At 73.2% G+C, this 21,666-nt stretch carries 22 protein-coding genes and 1 tRNA gene; 12 read left to right on the top strand and 11 right to left on the bottom strand.

Translation table 11 applies throughout. From position 1 onward, the window contains the following. Positions 1 to 37 precede the first annotated feature (37 nt). The 3 genes from ACFV6X_RS25165 (at position 38) to ACFV6X_RS25155 (ending at position 3,085) form a co-directional block, all read left to right on the top strand. Complete coding sequence (locus ACFV6X_RS25165; RefSeq protein ID WP_385386978.1) at positions 38 to 928, top strand: Cof-type HAD-IIB family hydrolase; 891 nt, start codon at positions 38 to 40, stop codon at positions 926 to 928. Positions 929 to 1,022: 94 nt separating this feature from the next. After that, positions 1,023 to 1,529 (top strand): hypothetical protein, encoded by a 507-nt coding sequence (locus ACFV6X_RS25160; protein WP_385386976.1) that lies wholly within the window; start codon positions 1,023 to 1,025, stop codon positions 1,527 to 1,529. 56 nt (positions 1,530 to 1,585) lie between these two features. Continuing rightward, entirely contained in the window at positions 1,586 to 3,085 is a 1,500-nt protein-coding gene (locus ACFV6X_RS25155; RefSeq protein ID WP_385386975.1) for an SPFH domain-containing protein, read from the top strand. Between the two features lie 30 nt (positions 3,086 to 3,115). Here ACFV6X_RS25155 and ACFV6X_RS25150 read toward each other — a convergent pair whose 3' ends face one another. After that, entirely contained in the window at positions 3,116 to 4,126 is a 1,011-nt protein-coding gene (locus tag ACFV6X_RS25150) for a PucR family transcriptional regulator (RefSeq protein WP_385387057.1), read from the bottom strand. A 165-nt stretch (positions 4,127 to 4,291) separates the two neighbouring features. Then, positions 4,292 to 5,626 (bottom strand): serine/threonine-protein kinase, encoded by a 1,335-nt coding sequence (locus tag ACFV6X_RS25145; RefSeq protein ID WP_385386973.1) that lies wholly within the window; start codon positions 5,624 to 5,626, stop codon positions 4,292 to 4,294. A gap of 243 nt (positions 5,627 to 5,869) precedes the next feature. Here ACFV6X_RS25145 and ACFV6X_RS25140 point away from each other — a divergent pair, with 243 nt between their 5' ends. Continuing rightward, the gene (locus tag ACFV6X_RS25140) at positions 5,870 to 7,114 is read left to right on the top strand and encodes an amidohydrolase (protein WP_385386971.1); all 1,245 of its coding nucleotides are present in this window, start codon (positions 5,870 to 5,872) and stop codon (positions 7,112 to 7,114) included. A 97-nt stretch (positions 7,115 to 7,211) separates the two neighbouring features. Continuing rightward, a complete protein-coding gene (gene htpG / locus ACFV6X_RS25135; RefSeq protein ID WP_385386969.1) occupies positions 7,212 to 9,041 on the top strand; it encodes a molecular chaperone HtpG in 1,830 nt (609 codons plus the stop codon). 32 nt (positions 9,042 to 9,073) lie between these two features. Here htpG and ACFV6X_RS25130 read toward each other — a convergent pair whose 3' ends face one another. From ACFV6X_RS25130 to ACFV6X_RS25110, 5 genes are read right to left on the bottom strand one after another with little or no spacing between them, the layout of a single operon-like run. After that, a complete protein-coding gene (locus ACFV6X_RS25130; protein ID WP_385386968.1) occupies positions 9,074 to 9,724 on the bottom strand; it encodes an endonuclease in 651 nt (216 codons plus the stop codon). Then, the gene (locus ACFV6X_RS25125; RefSeq protein ID WP_385386966.1) at positions 9,721 to 10,053 is read right to left on the bottom strand and encodes a DUF3140 domain-containing protein; all 333 of its coding nucleotides are present in this window, start codon (positions 10,051 to 10,053) and stop codon (positions 9,721 to 9,723) included. The genes ACFV6X_RS25130 and ACFV6X_RS25125 overlap by 4 nt, the downstream gene beginning before the upstream one ends. A 36-nt stretch (positions 10,054 to 10,089) precedes the next feature. Continuing rightward, complete coding sequence (locus ACFV6X_RS25120) at positions 10,090 to 10,569, bottom strand: Dps family protein (protein ID WP_385386964.1); 480 nt, start codon at positions 10,567 to 10,569, stop codon at positions 10,090 to 10,092. Continuing rightward, positions 10,566 to 10,829: a WhiB family transcriptional regulator gene (locus ACFV6X_RS25115; protein WP_385387055.1), complete on the bottom strand. Its 264-nt coding sequence runs from the start codon at positions 10,827 to 10,829 to the stop codon at positions 10,566 to 10,568. The genes ACFV6X_RS25120 and ACFV6X_RS25115 overlap by 4 nt, the downstream gene beginning before the upstream one ends. A 44-nt stretch (positions 10,830 to 10,873) precedes the next feature. Further along, positions 10,874 to 11,683, bottom strand: a complete 810-nt coding sequence (locus ACFV6X_RS25110; protein WP_385386963.1) for an alpha/beta hydrolase — start codon at positions 11,681 to 11,683, stop codon at positions 10,874 to 10,876. 133 nt (positions 11,684 to 11,816) lie between these two features. On the opposite strand from ACFV6X_RS25110, the gene ACFV6X_RS25105 reads away from it, so the two are divergent. The 4 genes from ACFV6X_RS25105 (at position 11,817) to ACFV6X_RS25090 (ending at position 16,240) form a co-directional block, all read left to right on the top strand. Continuing rightward, entirely contained in the window at positions 11,817 to 13,004 is a 1,188-nt protein-coding gene (locus ACFV6X_RS25105) for a thiolase family protein (RefSeq protein ID WP_385386961.1), read from the top strand. Positions 13,005 to 13,061: 57 nt separating this feature from the next. Beyond that, entirely contained in the window at positions 13,062 to 14,570 is a 1,509-nt protein-coding gene (locus tag ACFV6X_RS25100; RefSeq protein ID WP_385386959.1) for a long-chain fatty acid--CoA ligase, read from the top strand. A gap of 91 nt (positions 14,571 to 14,661) precedes the next feature. Beyond that, complete coding sequence (locus tag ACFV6X_RS25095) at positions 14,662 to 15,438, top strand: sulfite exporter TauE/SafE family protein (protein ID WP_385386957.1); 777 nt, start codon at positions 14,662 to 14,664, stop codon at positions 15,436 to 15,438. A 61-nt stretch (positions 15,439 to 15,499) separates the two neighbouring features. Further along, positions 15,500 to 16,240, top strand: coding sequence for a cobalt-precorrin-6A reductase (locus tag ACFV6X_RS25090; protein ID WP_385387053.1), 741 nt, complete (start codon positions 15,500 to 15,502; stop codon positions 16,238 to 16,240). 6 nt (positions 16,241 to 16,246) lie between these two features. On the opposite strand, the gene ACFV6X_RS25085 is transcribed toward ACFV6X_RS25090, so the two are convergent. From ACFV6X_RS25085 to ACFV6X_RS25075, 3 genes are all read right to left on the bottom strand, one after another. After that, a complete protein-coding gene (locus tag ACFV6X_RS25085; protein WP_385386955.1) occupies positions 16,247 to 17,260 on the bottom strand; it encodes a YbhN family protein in 1,014 nt (337 codons plus the stop codon). 235 nt (positions 17,261 to 17,495) lie between these two features. After that, positions 17,496 to 18,269, bottom strand: a complete 774-nt coding sequence (gene cobF, locus ACFV6X_RS25080; RefSeq protein ID WP_385386953.1) for a precorrin-6A synthase (deacetylating) — start codon at positions 18,267 to 18,269, stop codon at positions 17,496 to 17,498. Between the two features lie 69 nt (positions 18,270 to 18,338). Continuing rightward, positions 18,339 to 18,854, bottom strand: a complete 516-nt coding sequence (locus ACFV6X_RS25075; protein WP_385386951.1) for a DUF309 domain-containing protein — start codon at positions 18,852 to 18,854, stop codon at positions 18,339 to 18,341. 99 nt (positions 18,855 to 18,953) lie between these two features. On the opposite strand from ACFV6X_RS25075, the gene ACFV6X_RS25070 reads away from it, so the two are divergent. From ACFV6X_RS25070 to ACFV6X_RS25060, 3 genes are all read left to right on the top strand, one after another. Beyond that, positions 18,954 to 19,027, top strand: a tRNA-Pro gene (locus ACFV6X_RS25070). A 116-nt stretch (positions 19,028 to 19,143) separates the two neighbouring features. Continuing rightward, entirely contained in the window at positions 19,144 to 19,809 is a 666-nt protein-coding gene (locus tag ACFV6X_RS25065; RefSeq protein ID WP_385386949.1) for an NUDIX domain-containing protein, read from the top strand. Between the two features lie 87 nt (positions 19,810 to 19,896). After that, complete coding sequence (locus ACFV6X_RS25060) at positions 19,897 to 20,883, top strand: aldo/keto reductase (protein ID WP_385386947.1); 987 nt, start codon at positions 19,897 to 19,899, stop codon at positions 20,881 to 20,883. A 2-nt stretch (positions 20,884 to 20,885) separates the two neighbouring features. On the opposite strand, the gene ACFV6X_RS25055 is transcribed toward ACFV6X_RS25060, so the two are convergent. Beyond that, the gene (locus tag ACFV6X_RS25055; protein WP_385386945.1) at positions 20,886 to 21,647 is read right to left on the bottom strand and encodes a GntR family transcriptional regulator; all 762 of its coding nucleotides are present in this window, start codon (positions 21,645 to 21,647) and stop codon (positions 20,886 to 20,888) included. Between the last annotated feature and the right edge of the window lie 19 nt (positions 21,648 to 21,666).

Below are 21,666 nucleotides of genomic sequence, written 5' to 3'. Positions count from 1 at the left end.
CCTCAGGGAAACGGCCGAGCGCCCCAGGAAACAGGACATGCCCCACTCCCACGCGACCCTGCCCACCACGTCCGCCCCCGCGGCGCCCGGCAACGCCGACATCCGCCTCGTCGTCACCGACATGGACGGCACGCTGCTGGACGACGACAAGCGCGTCCCGGCCGGGCTGTGGGAGGTGCTGGAGCGGCTGCGGGAGCGCGGGGTGCTGTTCACCCCGGCCAGTGGCCGCCAGTACGCCACGCTGGCACGGGAGTTCGCCCGGGCCGCCGAGGGCATGGTGTTCATCGCGGAGAACGGCACCTACGTCGTCCGGGACGGCGTGGAAATCAGCTCCGACACGCTGGCCCCGGCCGTGGTCACGGACGTCGTCCGGGAGGTTCGGCGGCTCGCGGCGGACGGCGTCGACCTCGGCGCCGTCGTCTGCGGCAAGCGGTCCGCCTACGTCGAACGCGCCGACGAGCCCTTCCTGGCGGAGGTCCGCAGGTACTACGTCGAGCACCGGGTCGTCGACGACGTCACCGCGGTCGACGACGACATCCTCAAGGTCGCCCTCCACGACTTCGGCCCCGTGGAACGCGTCACCGCCCCGGCCCTCGCCCGCTTCGGCGCCACCCACCAGGTCGTCGTCTCCGGCGCGCACTGGGTCGACATCATGAACCGCACCGCCAACAAGGGCGCCGCCGTCCGCCGCCTCCAGCGCGAGCTGGGCATCACACCCGCGCAGACCGTGGTGTTCGGCGACTACCCCAACGACCTGGAGATGCTCGACACGGCCGAGTGGTCCTACGCCATGGCGAACGCCCACCCGCAGGTCGTCCGGCGCGCCCGCCACCTGGCTCCGGCCAACACGGACAACGGCGTGCTCCGCACGATCACGCGCCTGCTGGGCCTGCCGGAGATTCCGGACGTCGGCATGAAGAACGCGTAAAGATTGCCGGAACCCGGCAGTGCGAGCTGGCGGCCCCGCATGTCAGGATCCCGTCAACGGGGAGACCGGCGGCGGGCGGGAGGGGGCGGCACAGATGGCCTGGTTCCTGGGACTCGGCATCACGGGGGTCGTGCTGCTCGCCCTGGCGCTGGTACTCGACGGGGTGTTGGACAGCGTGCTCGACGGCGCGCTGGACGGCGTCCTCGACGGGTGGCTGTCGTTGCCGGTCATTGCCGGGTTCCTGGCGATGACCGGCTTCGGCGGAGCCCTCGCCATGGGGGTGACCGGGGTAGGCCCGGCACTCGCCACCGGATGCGGCGCCGTCTGCGGCGGGGGCACGGCCTGGCTGACGTACCGGCTCAGCCGCGCCCTGATGCGTGACGGGTCGGCTGTCGCACCGCGCGGCGAGGACCTCGTGGGTACCTCCGGCAACGTCGTGACCGCCATCCCGGACGGCGGCTTCGGCGAGGTGCTGTTCCAACTCGCCGGTCAGCCCGTGAAGTTCGCCGCGCGCAGCGCCGTGCCGGTGGCCAGGGGCGCCGAGGTGTGGGTGGAGGCGGCACCGTCCGCGACCTCCGTAGTGGTGCGCGCGGTCGACTGAGTGCCGGGCCGTCTGTCCTTTTCGCCATGTTCAGCTCTTGGAACGGGGGCATTGTCATGAGTCCTGTCGTCGTTGCCGTGGTGGGAGTCGTCGTACTCCTTGTACTGCTGGCCCTGGTGGTGGCCGGCCGGTACAAAGTGGCCGGGCCGAGCGAGGCGTTCATCGTCACCGGGCGGCGTGGCAAGCAGGCCACCGATCCGGCGACCGGCCGGGTCTTCACCGACAACAGCGGGCAGAAGGTCGTCGTCGGCGGCGGAGTCTTCGTCGTGCCGTTCGTGCAGCAGCGGTTCACGCTCGACCTTTCCTCGCGGCACATTCCGGTGGCCGTGCGCGGCGCGGTCACCCTGCGCGGGATCAAGGCCCATCTCGAGGGCGTCGCCATCGTGAAGGTCGGCGGCACCGAGGACTCGATCCGGGCGGCGGCCCAGCGGTTCCTGATGCAGCAGGACGGGATCGTCGGCTTCACCCAGGAGGTGCTCTCCGGCGCGCTGCGGGCCATCGTCGGGCGGATGTCGGTGGAGGACATCATCCGCGACCGGGCCGCCTTCGCCGGTCAGGTCGCCGAGGAGGCCGAGGCCAGCCTGTCCGGGCAGGGCCTGGTGCTGGACGCCTTCCAGATCCAGGACATCACCACCGAGGGCTCCTACCTGGAGGACCTCGGCCGCCCCGAGGCGGCGCGCGCCAGGCAGGAGGCCGACATCGCCGAGGCCGAGGCCCGCCGGGCGGCCGAGCAGGCCCGGCTGAAGGCCGAGGAGGAGATCGCCGTCGCCCAGCGGACGTTCGCGCTGCGGCAGGCCGAGATCAAGGCCGAGACGGACGCCGCGGCGGCGCAGGCGGCCGCCGCCGGTCCGCTCGCGGAGGCGGCCCGCAAGCAGGACATCCTCACCCAGCAGGAGAAGGTCGCCGAGCGGCAGGCCGCGCTGAAGGACCGCCAGCTCGACACCGAGGTGCGCAAGCCCGCCGACGCCCAGCGCTACGCCGCCGAGCAGGAGGCCGAGGCCAGGCGGGTGGCGCGGGTCAAGCAGGCCGAGGCCGAGCGGCTGGCCGAGATCGCGGCGGCGCAGGCCGAGGCCGAGCGGTCCCGGCTGACCGGTGAGGGCGAGAAGCAGCGCCGCGGCGCACTCGCCGAGGCGGAGGCGATCGAGGGCCTCAAGCAGGGTGAGGCCGAGCGTGCCCGGCGGGCGGCGATCGCGGAGGCGGTCCGCCTGGAGGGTGAGGCCGAGGCGGTGGCGATCGGCGCGAAGGGTGCGGCCGAGGCGGAGGCCATGCGGCAGAAGGCCGACGCCTTCGGCCGGTACGGCGACGCCGCCGTGCTGCAGATGCTGGTCGAGGTGCTGCCGCAGGTCGTCGCCAAGGCGTCCGAACCGCTCGCGGCGGTGCAGAAGATGACCGTGATCTCCACAGACGGGGCCGGCCGGATCCCCCGCGCGGTCGCCGACAACGTCACCCAGGGCATCGAACTCCTCGGCGCCACCACGGGCGTCGACCTCGCCGAGCTGCTGAAGGGCGTCACCCGGCGGGACGGCGCGGCCGAGAAGGTCGAGATCAGCGGCTGAACCGCACGGGCAGCCGGCCCGCCCCGGACGTCAGAGCTCCTGGGCGGGCCAGTCCAGCAGCCGGGCGCCGATCACGGCCGTCTGGAGGGTGTAGCGGTGTGTCGGCTTCGCCGGGTCGGCGCCCGTCAGCTGGTGGATGCGCTCCAGCCGGTAGGTCAGGGCGCGCACGCTCAGCGCGAGCCGGCGCGCCGCCTCGGCCGCGACACAGCCCGACTCGAAGTACACCTCCAGCGTCCGCAACAGCGGCTCGGCGCCACCCCGGGCCCCGCGCAACGGACCCAGGGCGCTCAGCACCAGGTCGGCCATGGCCTGCCGGTCGCGGGTGAGGACCGGATAGACCAGCAGCTCGGCGGCGCGCACCACCGGCTCGTCGAGCGCGAGGCGCTCCGCCAGCTGCAGCGCGCTGAGGGCCTCCTCGTACGAGTGGACCACGCCCCCCGCACCGGGCTGGGGCCGCCCGATGGCCACCCGTCCGGCCCCGGTCGCCGCGTAGGCCTGTGCGGCGAAGGACGCGAGCACGTCGTCCTGGTCGCCGGGCGCTATGCAGATCAGCTGCCCGTTCTTGGTGGCCAGCAGGATGCGCCGGTCGCCGAAGCGGGCGATCAGGGCGGTCTCGACCCGGCGGGTCACCGGGTGGGTGTCCGCGTACGCCTCCGGGCCTTCGGCGACCGCGACCGCGTGGGCGCTGGACAGCACCAGTCCGAACCGCTCGGCCCGCTCCGCGAGCCGCCCCAGGTCGCTGCGCCCGTACAGCAGGTCGTCGATGAACTCCCGCCGGGCCGCCTCCTCCTGACGGACCGCCAGGTGCTGTGCCCGCTCGTAGCCCTCCGCGAAGGCGTCCACGGCCTGGGCCACCGCCGCCAGCACACTGTCCGCCGTCGCCGACGCGTCGGGCCACCAGACGCGGGTCGCGTCGAGGTGCTCACGCACGAGCGCGCGCAGACTGTGCCCGGCCTCCGCGGCCCGTTCACCGAGGGCGCGGCGCTCCTCCAGCTCGTCGCGGGTCGGGCGGCGCCCGGTGGCGAAGACCTCCGTCAGCATGCCCGTGTACCCCCGCAGATACGTGTCCTCGGTCGCCGTCACGCTCACTCCGCCCCCGCCCCTTCGACGCCGTCCTGACGCCGTCTTGACGGCATTCGGCATCGGGAGGGTAGTCAACATTGCCGGAACACGGCAATGCGGACGACCCCTGGGCCCGGCCGGGACTCAGCCGTCCCCGTCGCCCGCGTCGCCCGCGTCGCCCCCGTCGTTCCCCTCATCGCCGTCGTCGTCCGTGTGACGTCGCCGCTCCCGCTTCTCGTCCCTGGGCTCCTCCTGCCTCTTCGTCGCGGCGGGGGACGGGGACGTCTCGCCGGCCGGGGCCGCGGACACCACCGACGGGGAGGTCTGCGACGAGGTGGGCCCGGTCCCCGCCGTGTCGGTGCCGGCGGTGGTGGAGGCCGTGGGCGAGCCGCCGGGGGAGTCCGTGCGGGAGCCCTCCGTCGCCGTGTTGTCGGGCGAGAACCACAGCATGCCGGCGGCCATCGCCGCCAGGAACAGCGTCACCGCGGCCGCGGCCCCCACCACGCGCGGCCGCAGGAGCCCGCTGCGGGCCGCCGGCCGGCCGCGGCGCCGGGACGCCGTCCTGGGGGAGGACGGCAGCATGTACGTCGTCGCGGGCCCCGTCCCGCCGGCCGGCGGCGTCGGTGCGGCCGCGGGCGCCGGTGCGGGGGCGGGCAGCGGCTCGGGGCGGCCCTGCCAGGCCCCCGCCGCGAACCAGTCGGCGATCTGGGCGGCGCCGGGCCGGTGCTCGGGCTGCTTGGCCAGCAGACCCAGCAGGTAACTCTCGAAGGCGGGCGGCAGTTCGGCGCCGAGCTGCCGGGGCGGTACCGGCGTGGCGTCCAGGTGCTGGTGGAGGATGGCGATCGGGGTGTCGGCCTGGAACGGCGGGCGTCCGGTGAGCAGCTGGTACAGCACGCAGCCCAGCGAGTACACGTCGCTGGCCGGCCCCGCCGGGCGGCCGAGCGCGCGTTCGGGGGCGAGGTAGAGGCTGGTGCCGACGATCTGGCCGGTGGCGGTGAGCGCGGCGGCCGGGTCGTCGAGGAAGCGGGCGATGCCGAAGTCGCCGATCTTCAGGGTGCCGTCCGCGTCCAGCAGCAGGTTGGCCGGCTTGATGTCGCGGTGCACGATGCCCTGCTGGTGGGCGGCCGCCAGTCCGGCCGCCGCCTGCGAGGCGATCAGCGCCACGCGTGCGGCGGGCTGCGGGCCCGCCTGGGCGAGCAGACCGGCGAGGCTGTCGCCGTCGACCAGCTCCATCACCAGGAACAGCCGGTCCTCGTACGTACCGAAGTCCAGTACGCCCACCACGTAGGGGTGATGCAGCCGTCCGGCGGTCTGCGCCTCCAGGCGGAAGCGTGACGCGGCCGTGGGGTCGGAGTCCTGGGGCAGCAGCAGCTTGACGGCTACCCGTCGGCCGAGCGTCTCGTCGTACGCCCGCCAGACCTCTCCCATCGCGCCGCGCCCGATCGGATCCTGCAGCTGGTACCGGCCCGCTATGAGCACCTGTGATTCATCCTCATGCTGTGTGAAGTCTCGGCGCCGCAGGCCGTAACTCACCGCCGGTGCGGGTGAGGTGGAGGGTTTGCCGCAGCTGCCACAGCGTACCGGCAGCGGGGTGGTGCTCCTGATCACCCGTACGGATGGCCCGGCCTTCCGGCAGGCGGCAGGATGGCCCTCACAGGCCTCAGCACCCCGCACGCGACGCCGTGGGCGAGCGTGCCCCTGTCGGAGGAGAACGAAGCAGCCATGAGCGAATCCGCCGCCGCAGCAGCACGCCTCGCGCTCGAACTCACCGCCGGCCTCAAGCCCGACAGCCTGGAGGACCTCTACCGCGATCTGCACCGCCACCCCGAACTCGCCTTCCAGGAGCACCGCACCGCCGCCAGGCTGGCCGGCCGGCTGCGTGCCGCGGGCTACGAGGTGACGGAAGGGGTCGGCCGCACCGGCGTCGTCGGCGTGCTCGCCAACGGGGACGGGCCGGTCGTCTGGCTGCGCGGCGACATGGACGCGCTGCCCGTGCCCGAGGCGACGGGCCTTCCCCACGCCTCCACCGTCGACGGCGTGATGCACGCCTGCGGGCACGATCTGCACGTGACCTGGCTGATCGGCGCCGCCGAGGCGCTCGCCGCCGGCCGGGAGGCCTGGTCGGGCACGCTCGTGGTGGTCGGGCAGCCCGCGGAGGAGGCCGGTGGCGGCGCGTCGGCGATGGTCGCGGACGGGGTGCACGCGCGCTTCCCCCGCCCCGACGTGCTCTTCGGCCAGCATGCCGCGCCCGGACGCGCCGGGTTCTATCCGCACACCCCCGGCCTCATCATGTCGGCCTCCGACGACATCGACGTCGTCGTGCACGGCGTCGGCGGCCACGGCTCACGCCCCGAGTCGACCGTCGACCCGCTGGTGACCGGCGCGTACATCGTCACCCGGCTGCAGTCGGTGGTGTCCCGCGAGGTCGCGGCGGCGCACTCGGCGGTGCTGACGGTCGGGCAGTTCCACGCCGGTACGCAGGCGAACATCATCCCCGCCGAGGCCCGGCTCGCGCTGAACCTGCGTACCCAGGACCCGGAGGTGCGCGAGCGCGTGCTGGCCGCCGTGCACCGCATCGTCACCGGCGAGTGCCAGGCGGCCGGCTGCCCGCGACCGCCCGTGATCACCGTCAGCCCCGGATATCCGAACACCGTCAACGACGCCCTCCTCGACGAGGAGGTCGCCGCCGTGCACCGCGAACTGTTCGGAGACCACACGGTGTTCGCCTTCGGCCCGGCGATGGGCAGCGAGGACTTCTCCCTGCTGGCGCCGCGGGGAGTGCCGTACGACTACTGGTTCGTCACGACCACGCCGGCCGAGGTGTGGGAGGCGGCGCCGGGGGAGGCGCTGCTGGAGCGACTGGGCAACGTGCCCGGCAACCACAGCCCGCTCTTCGCGCCCGACCTCTCGGTGCTCGTCCCGGGGGTGCGGACGCTGGTGTCGGCCGCGCTGAGCCGCCTCGGGTAGTCGCGCGTCGCGCCGAGCGTGCTTGTGTGCCCTGTTGCCGGTGTGTCAGATTTCGATGGCCCGCACGCCCGCACACCGCTTGAACAGAAGGGACGCAATGAGCACCGAGACGCTGGAGTTCCAGGCCGAAGCGCGGCAGCTCCTGCAGTTGATGGTCCATTCGATCTACTCGAACAAGGACATCTTCCTGCGTGAACTGATCTCCAACGCCTCCGACGCCCTGGACAAACGGCGCCTCGCCGGTCTCACGGACGACAGCCTGCGGACCGACGACCCGCACATCGCCGTCGAGGTGGACAAGGACTCCCGCACGCTGACCGTGCGGGACAACGGCATCGGCATGTCGCGCGACGACGTGGTGGGGCTCATCGGCACCATCGCCCGGTCCGGCACGGCCGAGACGCTGCGCAGGCTCAAGGAGAGCAAGGATTCGGCCGAGCTGATCGGCCAGTTCGGTGTCGGCTTCTACTCCGTCTTCATGGTCGCCGACAGGGTCCGCCTGCTCACACGCAGGGCCGGCGAGGAGACGGGCGTGCGCTGGGAGTCGGACGGCGACGGCACGTACACGATCGAGACCGCCGAGGACGTGCCGGAGGGCACGTCGGTGACCGTCCACCTGCGCCCCGCGGACGAGGAGGACGCCCTCTACGACTATGCCGAGGAGGGGAAGGTCCGGGAGATCGTCAAGCGGTACTCGGACTTCATCTCGTTCCCCATCCGCATGGGGGACGAGACCCTCAACTCGATGAAGGCGCTCTGGGCCCGGCCGCGGTCCGAGGTCAAGGACGAGGAGTACCAGGAGTTCTACCGGCACATCAGCCACGACTGGTCGGAGCCCCTGGAGATCATCCGGATGCGGGCGGAGGGCACCTTCGAGTACGAGGCCCTGCTCTTCGTCCCGGCGCGTGCCCCGCACGACCTCTTCCAGCGCGACGCCCGCCACGGCATCCAGCTCTACGTCAAGCGCGTGTTCATCATGGACGACAGCCGTGAGCTGCTGCCGGGCCATCTCCGCTTCGTCAAGGGAGTGGTGGACGCCGCCGACCTGTCGCTGAACGTCTCCCGCGAGATCCTCCAGCAGGACCGGCACATCCAGCTGATCCGGCGCCGCCTCGCCAAGAAGGTCCTGTCGACCGTCAAGGACCTCATGCGCAACGACGCCGAGAAGTACCGGACGTTCTGGCGCGAGTTCGGTGCCGTGGTCAAGGAGGGCCTGCTCGATCCGGCCGAGGACCACAGGACGATCCTCGACGTCGCGTCGTTCGCCTCCACCGCCGGCGACGAGCCCACCAGCCTGGCCGAGTACGCCGCCCGGATGAAGGACGGCCAGGACAAGATCTACTTCATGACCGGCGAGAGCCGCGCGCAGATCGAGAACTCCCCGCACCTGGAGGCCTTCAGGGCCCAGGGCTACGAGGTCCTGCTGCTCACCGACCCGGTGGACGAGATCTGGGTCGAGGCGGTGCGGCAGCACGACGGCAAGGAGTTCCGGTCCGTCGCGCGGGGCTCGGTCGACCTGCCCGCCGAGGAGGAGGTGTCCGAGGAGCGGTCGGGCTCCTACGCGACGCTGCTGACCTGGCTGAACGAGACGCTCGACGAGGTGAAGGATGTCCGGCTGACGACGCGCCTGACCAGTTCGCCGGCGTGCCTGGTCAACGACGCCGACGGCATCACCCCGGCCCTGGAGAGGATGTACCGGGCGATGGGCCAGGAACTCCCGCCGGTGAAGCGCGTCCTCGAGCTGAACCCCGAGCACCCGCTGGTCGGCGGGCTCAGGGCGGCATACGAGGAGCGGGGCGCGGACGCGGAGCTGGCCGAGACGGCAGAGCTGCTGTACGGCACGGCCCTGCTCGCGGAGGGCGGCGACCTGGCCGACCCGGCGCGCTTCGCCAAGCTGCTCGCCGACCGCCTCGCCCGCACGATGTGACCGGCGCCGCGCCGCCGGCCCGCCGAGACGGGTCAGGCGGCGCGGCGCAGGCTGTCCTCGGCGACCTCCTTGTCCAGCGCCGCCCGCACCAGCGCCGCGGCGAGCACGGCCGGTTCGGCGTCACCGGCGAGCTTCACCAGCCGGCCGGGATCCTTCGGCAGACCGAGCCGCTCCGCCCCGGAAAGCGCCTTCGCGTCCAGGTACGGAGCGGCCTCGGGCCATACGCGTTGGGCCTCGCGCAGGAAGATGTCGGCGCCCGCGGGCCCCAGGCCGGGGATCTCCTGGAGCAGCCGGCGCAGTTCGGGGACCTCGCCGCCGGCCTCCTCGCGCATCCGCCGCAGATCGCCGCCCCACCGCTCGGTGAGCAGCTCCGCGCCGTCGCCGAGCTGGGTGGCCGTGCGCTCGTCGTAGCGCCGGTAGCCGCCCCGGCCCAGGGCGTCCACCCGGTCCTGCCAGCTCGCCCCGGCCATCCGCCGCGGGTCGCGCAGCCCCGCCTCGTGCAGGGCCTGCGCCGTCGCGACCGCGACCGAGGCCCGGATGCGGGCGCTGAGCAGCAGGGACAGCACCTGGAGGCGGTACAGCGGCTGCGGCGTGTCCCGCAGCCGGATGCCCGCCTCCTCGGCGTACGTCCGCCCGTGCGCGTTCAGCAGCTCGCGCAGGAGGCGCCCCTCACCGCCGCTCATGGCCGGAGCGGGTCGTGGCCCAGCGTCATCAGCTCGTGCCGTTGGCGCGTCTGTTCGGGCTCGGGCTCGCTCTCCACGTCCGTCCGCGCGTCGACCGTGTCCACCACGTCGTACATCACCTGGATGTCCTCGTCGGTGAGATCGGTGCGCCGCTTCTGCAGGATCGCGAGCACGTGCTGCCCGGTGGGGGTGCCGGCCCGCTCCGGCAGTGGCTCCGCGTGCTCGTCGGCGTCGCGGACCCGCAGCCAGGCGGCCAGTTCCTGCGAGGTCATGTTCACCGCGCGGTGGAAGTCCTCCCACAGCGCTTCGAGTTCGAGGGCGTCGGTCATGGGTGCCCTTCCTTCGTACGGGGTGCTGGGCGGCGGTCAGTCGCGCGGGACGTTCTCCGCCTCGAACATCCAGCGTTGCTTCTCCAGCTCCGCGGTGACGGAGATGAGCAGGTCCTGCGTGACCGGGTCGGCCTTCTCGGTCGTCTCGATCCGCGACCGCAGCCCGCCGATCGCCGCCTCCAGCGCCTCCACCATCACCTGGACCACCTCGTCGTCGCGCAGCCAGCCGTCCTTGGGGCCGGGCAGCGAGAAACGGGCGGCGATGGTCTCGGGGCGGCCGTCGGGCGAGGTGCCCAGCGCCGCGGCGCGCTCCGCCACCGTGTCGGCGAAGCCGCGGGTGGCCGAGACCACCTCGTCGAGCTGGAGGTGGATCGAGCGGAACCGGGGTCCCACGACGTTCCAGTGCGCCTGCTTGCCGGTCAGTGACAGTCCGAGCAGGTCCACCAGGGTCTCCTGGAGCGCGTCGGTGGCGACCCTCCGGGCGTCGTCGGGAAGTGTGCTCCTCACGACGGTCATGGTGCGTTTCTCCCTCTCATGTCGTCCCTGGTACTCGATGTACGGAGCAGTTCGGCGCGTTCGTTCTCGCCGGTCCCGCCCCACACGCCGGACGTCTGCCCGCTGTTCAGTGCGTAATGCAGACACTGGCTGATCACCGTGCACCGGGCGCAGACGCGCTTGGCGGCCGCGATGTCCCTCAGTGCCGGTCCCGTCGTGCCCACGGGGAAGAACAACTCGGGGTCCTCATCCACGCAGGCGGCTCGCCGCAACCACTCCATGCGGGCGCGGGTGCCCCGGCCGAACCGGCGCAAACGGGCATGTCTCAGCCCGCGAGCACCCTGTCCAGGAACCGGGTCGTGTCCGTGAGGACCTCGGCCCTGTTCGTCTCCAGGAAGACCTCGTGACGGGCGCCCGGATAGATCCGTTCGGTCAGGTCGCCCCCGCTCAGCCGCTCCACGCCGACCCGGCTCCCGGCGAGTGGCACCAGCCGGTCGTCGTCGCCGTGCAGCCACAGCACCGGCAGTCCGCCCACGTCCCCGCCCGCGGCCACGTCCTCCAGGGTCCGGGCGAACGCCTCCAGCGTCGGCCGCTTCATCGGGCCGTGCCAGACGAGCGGATCGGCGGCGTAGGCGGCCCCCACGGCGGGGTCGCGGGAGAGCGCGGCCGGGCTGACGGGGATCTCGGGGATCCGGTCGTGGGCGAGCAGCCGGCCGGGCGTCTGCCAGTCGCCGATCACGGGCCCGGAGAGCACGAGCGCGGCCAGGCGGTCGCCGTGGCGCTGGGCGTGGCGCGCCGCGATCAGGCCGCCCATGGAGTGTCCGACCAGGACGAGCGGCAGGCCCGGGTAGGCCGTCCGGGCCAGCTCGGCGACCGTGTCCAGGTCGGTGACCACGTCCTCGAAGTCCTCGATCAGCACGCGCTCGCCCGCGGATCTCCCGTGCCCCATGTGATCCGGGCCGAGGACGGCGGCCCCGTGCGCCCGCAGCACCTCGGCCACCTGCTCGTACCGGCCGATGTGCTCGCCGTAGCCGTGCGAGACGAGGGTGACGAAGGCGGGCCCGGGATGCGGCCACTCGCGGACGGTGATCGTGCCCCGGGTTCCGTCGAGGACGTGTTCGCGGGTGTCGGTCATGGATCCCCCGGCTGCGTCGGTGAAGGCTTCCGGAGATCTTCCCAGGGTCGGGGGCGGAGAGCTATAGTCCAAAACTAGCAGTGCTAATTAACCTTCGGGGGCCGCTGATCCAGCTCCCGGTCAGGAGTCTGTCGTGCGTCCCGTCCACTTCGCGGCCGCCCGCCGCACCCCCATCGGCAAGCTGCGCGGAGCCCTCTCCTCGGTACGTCCCGACGACCTCGCCGCGGCGGTCCTGCGCGGGCTCGTCGCCGATGCGCCCGCGCTCGACCCGGCCCGCGTCGACGACGTCTACTGGGGCGCCGCCAACCAGGCCGGCGAGGACAACCGCAACGTCGCCCGGATGGCCGCCCTGCTCGCCGGCCTCCCCGAGTCCGTCCCCGGCGCCACCGTCAACCGCCTGTGCGCCTCCGGCCTCGAAGCGATCACCCTCGCGGCCCGCACCATCGCCGCGGGCGAGGCCGACGTCGTGCTCGCGGGCGGCTCCGAGTCCATGAGCCGCGCCCCCTTCGTGCTGCCCCGCCCCGACGAGGCCCTGCCGCACCGCATCGAGACCGTCGACACCCGCCTCGGCTGGCGGCTGGTCAACCCGGCGATGAAGGAACTGCACGGCCTGCTGGCCATGGGAGAGACCGCGGAGGAGGTCGCCGAGCGGTACGGGGTGCCGCGCGAACGCCAGGACGAGTTCGCGCTGCGCAGCCACCGGCTGGCCGCCGACGCCCGCAAGAACGGCCACTTCGACGACGAACTCCTGCCCGTGCGCCGCCCCGACGGTGTGGTGGTCGACAGCGACGAGTGCGTCCGTGAGGACACGTCGTATGAGAAGCTGGCCCGCCTCAAGCCGGTGTTCCGCCAGGGCGGCACGGTGACGGCGGGCAACGCCTCCCCCATGAACGACGGTGCCGCGGGACTCCTGCTGGTCAGCCAGGAGGCGCTCGACGAGCTGGGGCTGGAGTCCATGGGCCGCTACGTCGCCGGGGCCTCGGCCGGCGTGCACCCCGACGTGATGGGCATCGGCCCGGTGCCCGCCACGCAGAAGGTGCTGGGGCGTGCCCGGTGGAGCGTCGGCGACATCGAGGAGGCCGAGTTCAACGAGGCGTTCGCCGCGCAGGCCCTCGCCTGCGTGGACCGGCTCGGCATCGACCCCGAGCTGGTCAACCCGAGCGGCGGCGCCATCGCCCTCGGCCACCCCCTCGGCTGCTCCGGCGCCCGCATCCTGACCACCCTGCTGCACCGGATGCGCCGCACGGGCGCCGGGCGCGGGCTGGCCACCATGTGCGTGGGCGTGGGCCAGGGGAGCGCGGTGCTGGTGGAGAGGCATTAGCGCACACACCGCAGCAGTCGCAGCCCGAGCCGCAGTCAGGAAACGGAGCAGTCGCCCATGGCCACCCTCAATCTCGCCGTCATCCTCGCCGAGAACGCCCGGCGCCGCCCGGACCACACGGCCCTCGTCGAGGGCGACCTGCGGCTGAGCTTCGCGCAGGTGTGGCGGCGGGCCCTGGCCCGGGCCGGCGCCCTCGCCGGGCTCGGCGTCCGGCCCGGCGACCGGGTCGCGCTGATGGCGCCCAACACGGTCGAGTTCCCGACCGCGTACTACGCCGTCGCGGCCGCGGGCGCGGTCGTCGTCCCCGTCCATCTGCTGTTGTCGGCGGAAGAGGTCGAGCACGTGCTGCGGGACAGCGGCGCGACCCTGCTGCTGTGCCACCCGGCGCAGGCGGAGACCGGCACCACCGCCGCGCTGGGCGCGGGTGTCCCGGCAGTGACCCTGGGCGCCGAGTTCGACCGGCTCGCGGCGGTCGCCGAGCCGCTGCCGACGTACGTGACCCGCGAGGCCGACGACCCGGCGGTCGTGCTCTACACCAGCGGCACCACCGGCGTCCCCAAGGGCGCCGTGCTCAGCCACTTCAACCTGGTGATGAACGCGACGGTCAACGCGTTCGACGCCAACGACATCCGCCGCGACGACATCGCGCTCGGCGCGCTGCCGCTGTTCCACGCCTTCGGGCAGACCGTCTCCCTCAACTCCACCTGGCGGGCCGGGGCGACGCTCGTGCTGATGCCGCGCTTCGACGCGGCGGGGGCGATCGAGCTGATGGTGAAGGAGCGGGTCAACACCTTCCACGGGGTGCCGACCATGTACGTGTCCCTGGTGGCCGCGGCCGCCGGGGCCGATGTGCTGCCCGAGCTGCGGGTGTGCGTCTCCGGCGGCGCCTCGCTGCCCGTGGCCGTCCTGGAGCGGTTCGAGGAGGCGTTCGGAGCGGTCGTCCACGAGGGGTACGGGCTGTCGGAGACCTCACCCACGGCGACCGTGAACCAGCCCGTGTTCGGCACCCGGCCCGGCACCATCGGGCATCCGCTGTGGGGCGTGGAGGCGGAGATCGCCCGCGCGGAGGTGGAGGGGCGGATCGAGATGCTGCCGGCGGGCGAGCTCGGCGAGGTCGTCATCCGGGGCCACAACGTCTTCTCCGGCTACCTCGGCCGCCCCGAGGCCACCGCCGAGGCGCTCGTCGACGGCTGGTTCCGCACCGGCGACCTCGGCACCAAGGACGAGGACGGCTTCCTCCGGATCGTCGACCGCAAGAAGGACGTCGTCATCCGCGGCGGCTTCAACGTCTACCCGCGCGAGGTCGAGGAGGTGCTGATGCGGCACCCCGGCATCGCCCAGGTCGCCGTGATCGGCCTGCCGGACGACCTGCACGGCGAGGAGGTGTGCGCGGTGGTCGTACCGGCCCCGGGCGTGGAGCTCGACGCCGCCGGGGTCACCGAGTGGTCCAAGGAGCACCTGGGCCGGCACAAGTACCCGAGGCGCGTGGAGATCACGGACGCGCTGCCGCTGGGACCGAGCATGAAGGTGCTGAAGCGGGAGCTGCGGACACGGTACGTCGGGTAGCGGGTAGCGGGGACGGGGAGCCGGGGCCGAGGCCGTCCGGCGGGACGCTCCTTACGGCGGCCAGATGCATGGGCATAGCATCGGTGTCCGCATGGAAACGATGACGCTCTGGCACATCACCGGCTGGGAGTTCGCCGCCCTCGCCTTCGCCGCGCTCCTGGTCGGTTTCTCCAAGACCGCCGTGAGCGGGGCCAACACGGTCAGCCTCGCCATCTTCGCGGCGGTGCTGCCGGCCCGCGCCTCCACCGGGGTGCTGCTGCCGATCCTCATCGCCGGGGACGTGCTCGCGGTCCTCACCTACCGGCGGCACGCCCACTGGCCGACGCTGTGGCGGCTGTTCCCGGCGGTCGCTGCGGGCGTCGTGCTCGGCACGCTGTTCCTGGTGTGGGCCGACGACGGGATCGTACGGACCTCGATCGGGGCGATCCTGCTGCTGATGGCGGGCGTGACGTCGTGGCGCCGCCGCGCGGGGGAGGCGACGGACGAGGAGCCGGACTCGGTGAGCAGCGGGCCGGGCCGGATCAAGGCCCGGTCGTACGGCGTCCTCGGCGGCTTCACCACGATGGTCGCCAACGCCGGCGGCCCGGTGATGTCGATGTACCTGCTGTCGGCGGGCTTCCGGAAGCTGGGCTTCCTTGGCACGTCGGCGTTCTTCTTCCTGATCGTCAACGTGTCCAAGGTGCCCTTCAGCGCGGGGCTCGGGCTGATCGACGGCCGGTCGCTGCTGCTGGACGCCGCGCTCGTGCTGTTCGTGGTGCCCGGCGCCATCCTCGGCAAATGGGCCGTGAACCGGATGGACCAGCGGCTGTTCGAGCGGCTGGTGATCGCGGCGACGGTGGTGGGCGGCGTGCAGCTGCTGCTGCGCTAGTCCGGCCCGCGGCAGGCCGGCCGCCGGACCTCGTACGCTCGACGCCATGTCCGGTCACGTCCTGAGCCGTCATGTCCTGATCCTCGGCGGCACCACCGAGGCCCGTGAGCTCGCCGCCGCGCTGACGGCCCGTGCCCGGGTACGGGTCACCACGTCCCTGGCGGGGCGTGTGGCGCGGCCGGGTGCGGTCGACGGTGACGTGCGGATCGGCGGGTTCGGCGGCGCCGAGGGGCTGGCCGAGTGGCTGCGCGCGCACGACGTGTCCGCCTTCGTCGACGCCACCCATCCCTTCGCCGAGGCGATCACCGCGAACGCGGTCCGCGCCGCCGCCCTGTCCGGCGTTCCGGCCGTCGTGCTGCGCCGTCCTGGCTGGCGGCCGGGGCCGGGGGACGACTGGCACGCGGTCGCCTCCCTGGAAGCGGCCGCGGAGCTGCTGCCGCGGCTCGGCCGCCGGGTGTTCCTCACCACCGGCCGCCTGGGCCTGGCCGCCTTCGCCCGGCTGACGGAGCAGCACTTCGTCGTACGGTCCGTGGAACCGCCCGAGCCGCCGATGCCCCCGGACGTCGAACTCGTCCTCGCCCGCGGCCCGTTCACCGTCGACGGCGAGTCGGCGCTACTGCGGGAGCACCGGATCGACGTGATCGTCACCAAGGACAGCGGGGGAGCGGCGACGGCCGCCAAGCTCACGGCGGCCCGGGAACTCGGTGTTCCGGTCGTCGTCGTACGGCGCCCGCCGCTGCCGCGGGGCGCGGCGGCCGTACCGGACGTGCCGGGTGCCCTGGCGTGGCTCGGGGCCGGTTAGCGGGACTCAGAGGATCTTGCGGTGCACCAACGCCGACAGCACCAGCGCTCCCGGCAGCAGCGGCACCCAGACCGTCAGCACGCGGTAGGCGACGACGGTCGCCGTCGCCAGGCCCACCGGCGCGCCGAACGCGGCCATGGTGAACACCAGCGCCGCGTCCACCGGCCCGATCCCGCCCGGCGCGGGCACGGCGCCGACCGCCGTGCTGGCGATGAGCAGTGCGAAGACGACCTGAGCCCAGGACAGCTCCAGCCCGAGCGAGAAGCCGACGGTGGCGATCACGCTGCCCTGGAGCAGCGGGGTGGCGGCGGCCCCGCCCCAGAGGGCGAGGACACGGCTGGGCCGGGTGTGCAGGACGCGGGCGTCGGTCAGGGCGGTACGCAGGGAGCAGATCGCCGGGCGGCGCAGGGCGGGGACGACGGCCAGCAGGCAGCCGGCCACGACGAAGGCGGCGCCCACGCCGGCGGCGACGAGCAGGAGGGTGCTGTCGTCGGGGACGAGTTCGCCGAGGTGCAGCATGCCGGGGAGGGCCACGAGGAAGACGATCAGCACCGCCGTCTTCGCCACCGGCTTGACCAGCGAGTACAGCGCGAGGGACGCGGTGCCCCGGGCCAGGGGTATGCCCTGGCTCTGGAGGAAGCGCAGGGTCACCGCGTGGGCGCCGATGCCGGCGGGGAGCACGTGGTTGGCGGCGCCGGCGGCGAACTGCGAGGCGATCAGCAGCCCCGGCGGCAGCCGCTCGGGTATGGCGCCCTGCCGCACCAGCGCGGCGGCCGGCCAGCCGAGGCAGGTCAGGAACAGGGCCGCGAGCAGCCAGCCCGGGTCGGCGGCGGCCAGCCGGGCGGCGCCGTCGCGCACGGAGTGCCAGTCGACGACGGCCCAGCCGCCGATGAGCAGCAGCGGCAGCGCGGTGAGGCCGTGACGGGAGAGGCGGGAGAGGCGTTCGGCGGAGGGGGAGCGGACGGGGGCGGCGGTGGCGAGCGCGCTGGGGAGAGCGGCGGCCGGCGGTACCAGGGACACGGCGTACGTCGTCCTTCCGCATCACGCCCGAAGGGAGCGGGGCGGACGGATGCAAGGCGAGACAGGTGGGGACGGGCGAAACGTGCCCGCCCGGTATGACGCTGCGGTGTCCGGCAGCCGAAGCGGCGCCAGCGGGCAGCGCAAGAAAAGCGGCTGTGAGGGTGCCGGACGTGAGCGCCTGCCGCTCCACGGGCCCCTTCGGGCGCGGTCCCCTCGGGTCCGGGGCCGCCGGAGGCTACCGGCCGTCCGGGTTCCGGCGCAGCAGATACGTGTCCATGATCCAGCCCTTGCGCTCCCGCGCCTCGGCGCGCAGCCGCTCGATGCGGGGCGCCGCCTGCGCGATCGGGCCCGAGGCGAGGATCTCGTCCGGCGTGCCGATGTAGGCGCCCCAGTAGATGTCGATGTCCTGGTCGGCGTACTGCCGGAAGGTCTGGTGGGCGTCGAGCATCACGACCACGTCGTCCACGCCGTCGGGGAAGCCCTCGGCGAGCCGCCGGCCCGTGGTGATCTGCACCGGCCGGGCGACCCGGTTCAGCCCCGTGCGATGCCGGGCCACCAGCGCCGAGACGCTGCTGATGCCGGGAACGACGTCGTACTCGAAGTCCACCGTGCCGCGGGCGCGGACCTCCTCCAGGATCCCGAGCGTGCTGTCGTACAGCGCGGGGTCGCCCCACACCAGGAAGGCGCCGCTCTCGCCCTCGCCCAACTCCCCGGCGATCAGCCGCTCGTAGATTCCGGCACGGGCGCTGCGCCAGTCCCCGACGGCCGGTGAGTACGCCGCGCCGCCCGCGCTCCGGTCCCGGTCCGGGTCACGCGCCTCGACCAGACGGTACGTCCCCTCCGTCAGGTGCGCGTCGAGCATGTCCTTGCGCAGCCGGGTGAGGTCGGACTTCACCTCGCCCTTGTCGAGCAGGAAGAACACGTCCGTGCTCCGCAGCGCCCTGACCGCCTGAAGGGTCAGCTGGTCGGGGTCGCCCGCGCCGATACCGATGACATGAATCTTTCGCACGCCCCGAGTCTGCCGCACCCCGTCGACAGCGGACCCACCGCCTCCTCGGGCACGCGGGGACCTGGGCTCTCACGCCCTCCGCAACCCTGGCGCCCGCGCCCCGGCGTCCACCGTCACGCCGTGCTCCACGTCGTCGGCCAGCGTCCGCGCCCACCGGGCCAGCCCCGGCAGGTCCAGGTCGTGGGGCCGTTTCCGGCCGGTGTGTGCCACCCACTCCTCGATCGCGCCCGCCCCGCGGCGCAGCAGCCGGGACCCGCCCGTCGTGTTGCCGCGGGCCGCGTGGGTGAGGCCCACGGCCAGCTGGGCGAGGCCGCGCCACAGGGTGCGTTCCTCGTCGGGACCCGACTTCCAGGCGTCCTCGAAGACCTCGTGCGCGTGGAAGGGCTTGCCCGCGTCGAGCAGGGCCTGTGCCTCGGCGACCGTCTCCGGCGGCGTCCGCACGAGCCCCTCCGGCTGCCGGTCCACGCCCTGCGCGTCGTACGGCAGCGGCCGTCCGAGCCCGTCGCGTGGCCGTGCGTTGCGGGCGCGGCCCTCGCTGTCGCGGTCCCGCGCGCCGCTCTCCCGTCCTTCCGGTGTGCTGCCCATACGGCGATTGTCGCGCCTGCGGTCCCGCTTCGGCGCGTCCGGGGGTGTGGGGTAAAGTACTGAGCGCGCGATCACGCGGTTCTCCGCGGCGAGGCGCACCGGGACGTGGCGCAGCTTGGTAGCGCACTTGACTGGGGGTCAAGGGGTCGCAGGTTCAAATCCTGTCGTCCCGACGGTTCGGCGAGGGGTCATCGTTTCGATGGCCCCTTTTCCGTCGGTTCACGGGGCCGGATGGTACAAGCGGGAGCATGACCAACGAGTTCATCCCCTTCCGTCCGGGCGGTGCCCGATGACCGCCGGTGTCGACACCCCGGACCGCCGCGGCCGCACCGGGCTCGACCGGACCGGCCGCGACCTGACCGGCAACCCGCGCGTGCGGGTGCGGGACGTGAAACTGCTGTCCAGCCACTGGTACGTGGAGCGCACGACCACCTTCGACTTCCGGCACGCCGACGGCACCTGGAGCACCCAGGAGCGCGAGACGCACGACCGCGGCAACGGCGCCACGATGCTGCTGTACGACGCCGACCGCGAGACCGTGCTGCTCACCCGCCAGTTCCGCTTCCCGGTGTACGTGAACGGGCACCCCGACGGCATGCTGATCGAGACGCCCGGCGGGCTGCTCGACGACGACGACGAGCACCCGGAGGAGGCGGTGCGGCGTGAGGTGATCGAGGAGACCGGGCACACCATCGACGCCGTCCAGCACGTCTTCGACATCTACATGAGCCCCGGCTCGGTCACCGAACGCGTCAGCTTCTACGCCGCCGCCTACGGGCCGTCGACCCGCACCCACGAGGGTGGCGGGCTCGGCGAGGAGGGCGAGGACATCGAGATCCTCGAACTGCCCTTCCGCAGGGCCCTGGAGATGATCCGCACCGGCGAGATCGCCGACGCCAAGACCATCATGCTGTTGCAGTGGGCCGCCCTGGAAGGGCCGTTCGCCAAGCGGTAGCCGCGACTTCCTTGACTTGGAGCGCGCTTCAGCCTGAAGACTCCCGTTCGTGCCCCGGACAACCGGGCGCGAACGGGAGGCATCACCATGAAGTACCGCACCATCGGCGCCGATCCGCGGCACCGCCGCGAGGTCAGCGTCCTCGCCCTCGGCGCCATGCTCTTCGGCTCGCTCACGGACGAGCGGACCTCCTACGCCGTCCTCGACCGTTACGTCGAGGCCGGCGGCACCTTCATCGACACCTCGGACAACTACGCCTTCTGGGTGGACGGCGGCCAGGGCGGCCACAGCGAGGAACTCCTCGGCCGGTGGCGGCGCAGCCGCGGCATCGGTGACGAGGTGGTCATCGCCACCAAGCTCGGCGCCCGCCCCCTCGCCCCCGGCACCAGCTACACCGACAACCCGGAGGGACTGTCGGCGAAGGTGATCCGCGAGGCGGCCGAGCGCAGCCGCGAGCGGCTCGGCGTGGAGCGGCTGGATCTGCTGTACGCCCACATCGACGACCCCACCATCCCCCAGCAGGAGACCGTCGAGGGGTTCGCCGCCCTGGTCGAGGAGGGCACGGTCGGGCTGCTCGGGGTCAGCAACCAGGCGATATGGCGGGTGGAACGGGCCCGCGCCCTCGCCGCCGCGGCCGGACTGCCCGGCTACGAGGTCCTCCAGTACCAGCACAGCCATCTGCGCCCGCGGGGCGACGTCCCGAGTGATCTCTTCCCCGACGGCAGCCTCGGCCACGCGGGCGCCGAACTCCTCGGCTACCTGCGGGCCGAGCCGGACCTGACGCTCGTCGCCTACTCACCGCTGCTGGGCGGGGCTTACGCACGCGAGGACAAGCCGCTGCCCTCCGACTACGACCACCCCGGCACGCCCGCCCGGCTCGCGGTGCTGCGCGAGGTCGCGCGGGAGACGGGGGCCACCGTGGGCCAGGTGGTGCTGGCCTGGCAGCTGGGCGCGGAACTGCCGGTCGTCCCGCTGGCCGGAGCCTCGTCGGTGGCCCAACTGGAGGAGAACCTCCGCGCGGTGGAACTGGAGTTGACGGCGGATCAGCGGGCCCGGCTGGACGCCGCGCACTGACGTCAGGGCCGTACCAGGAGCTGGAAGTCGAAGGCGTACCGGGACGCGCGGTAGATGTGCGTCCCGTACTCCACGGCGCGGCCGGTGTCGTCGTAGGCCGTGCGCTGCATCGTGAGGAGCGCGGCGCCCTTCCTCTCGTCGAGGCGGGCGGCCTCCTCGGCGGTGGCGCTGCGGGCGCCGATGGTCTGGCGGGCGCTGTGCAGGGTGACACCGGCGGCGCGCAGCATGCGGTACAGGCCGGTCGTCCCCAGCCGGCCGGTGTCCGGCGGGAGCAGGCCCGCGGGCAGGTAGTTGCACAGGAACGCCACGGGGCGGCCGTGAGTGAAGCGGAGCCGTTCCAGGACGGTGACCTCGTCGCCCTCGGGCACGGCGAGGGCGGCCGCGACGCCCGCGGCGGCCGGCACGGTCTCGTTGCGGAGCACCTGTGTGGTGGGCTGCTGCCCGGCCGCCTCCAGGTCGTCGTAGAGACTGCTCAGCTCGAGCGGGCGTCTCACCTTGCTGTGCACCACCTGGGTGCCGACGCCCCGGCGGCGGACCAGCAGGCCCTTGTCCACCAGGGACTGGATGGCCTGACGGACGGTCGGCCGGGACAGGCCGAGGCGCACCGACAGGTCGATCTCGTTGCCCAGCTGGTTGCCCGGAGTGAGGATCCCGCTCTCGATGGCCGCCTCCAGTTGCTGGGCGAGCTGGTGGTAGAGCGGCACGGGGCTGGTGCGGTCGAGTGCGAAGTGCACGGCGGCGAGCCCGGAGACAGTACTGGTCATGGCGTCCCTCCCGGTCCCC

This window comes from Streptomyces sp. NPDC059861 (assembly GCF_042731435.1).
Lineage (GTDB): Bacteria > Actinomycetota > Actinomycetes > Streptomycetales > Streptomycetaceae > Streptomyces.
Note: the sequence above shows the minus strand (reverse complement) of the source record. Positions and strands in the feature narration are given on the sequence as shown.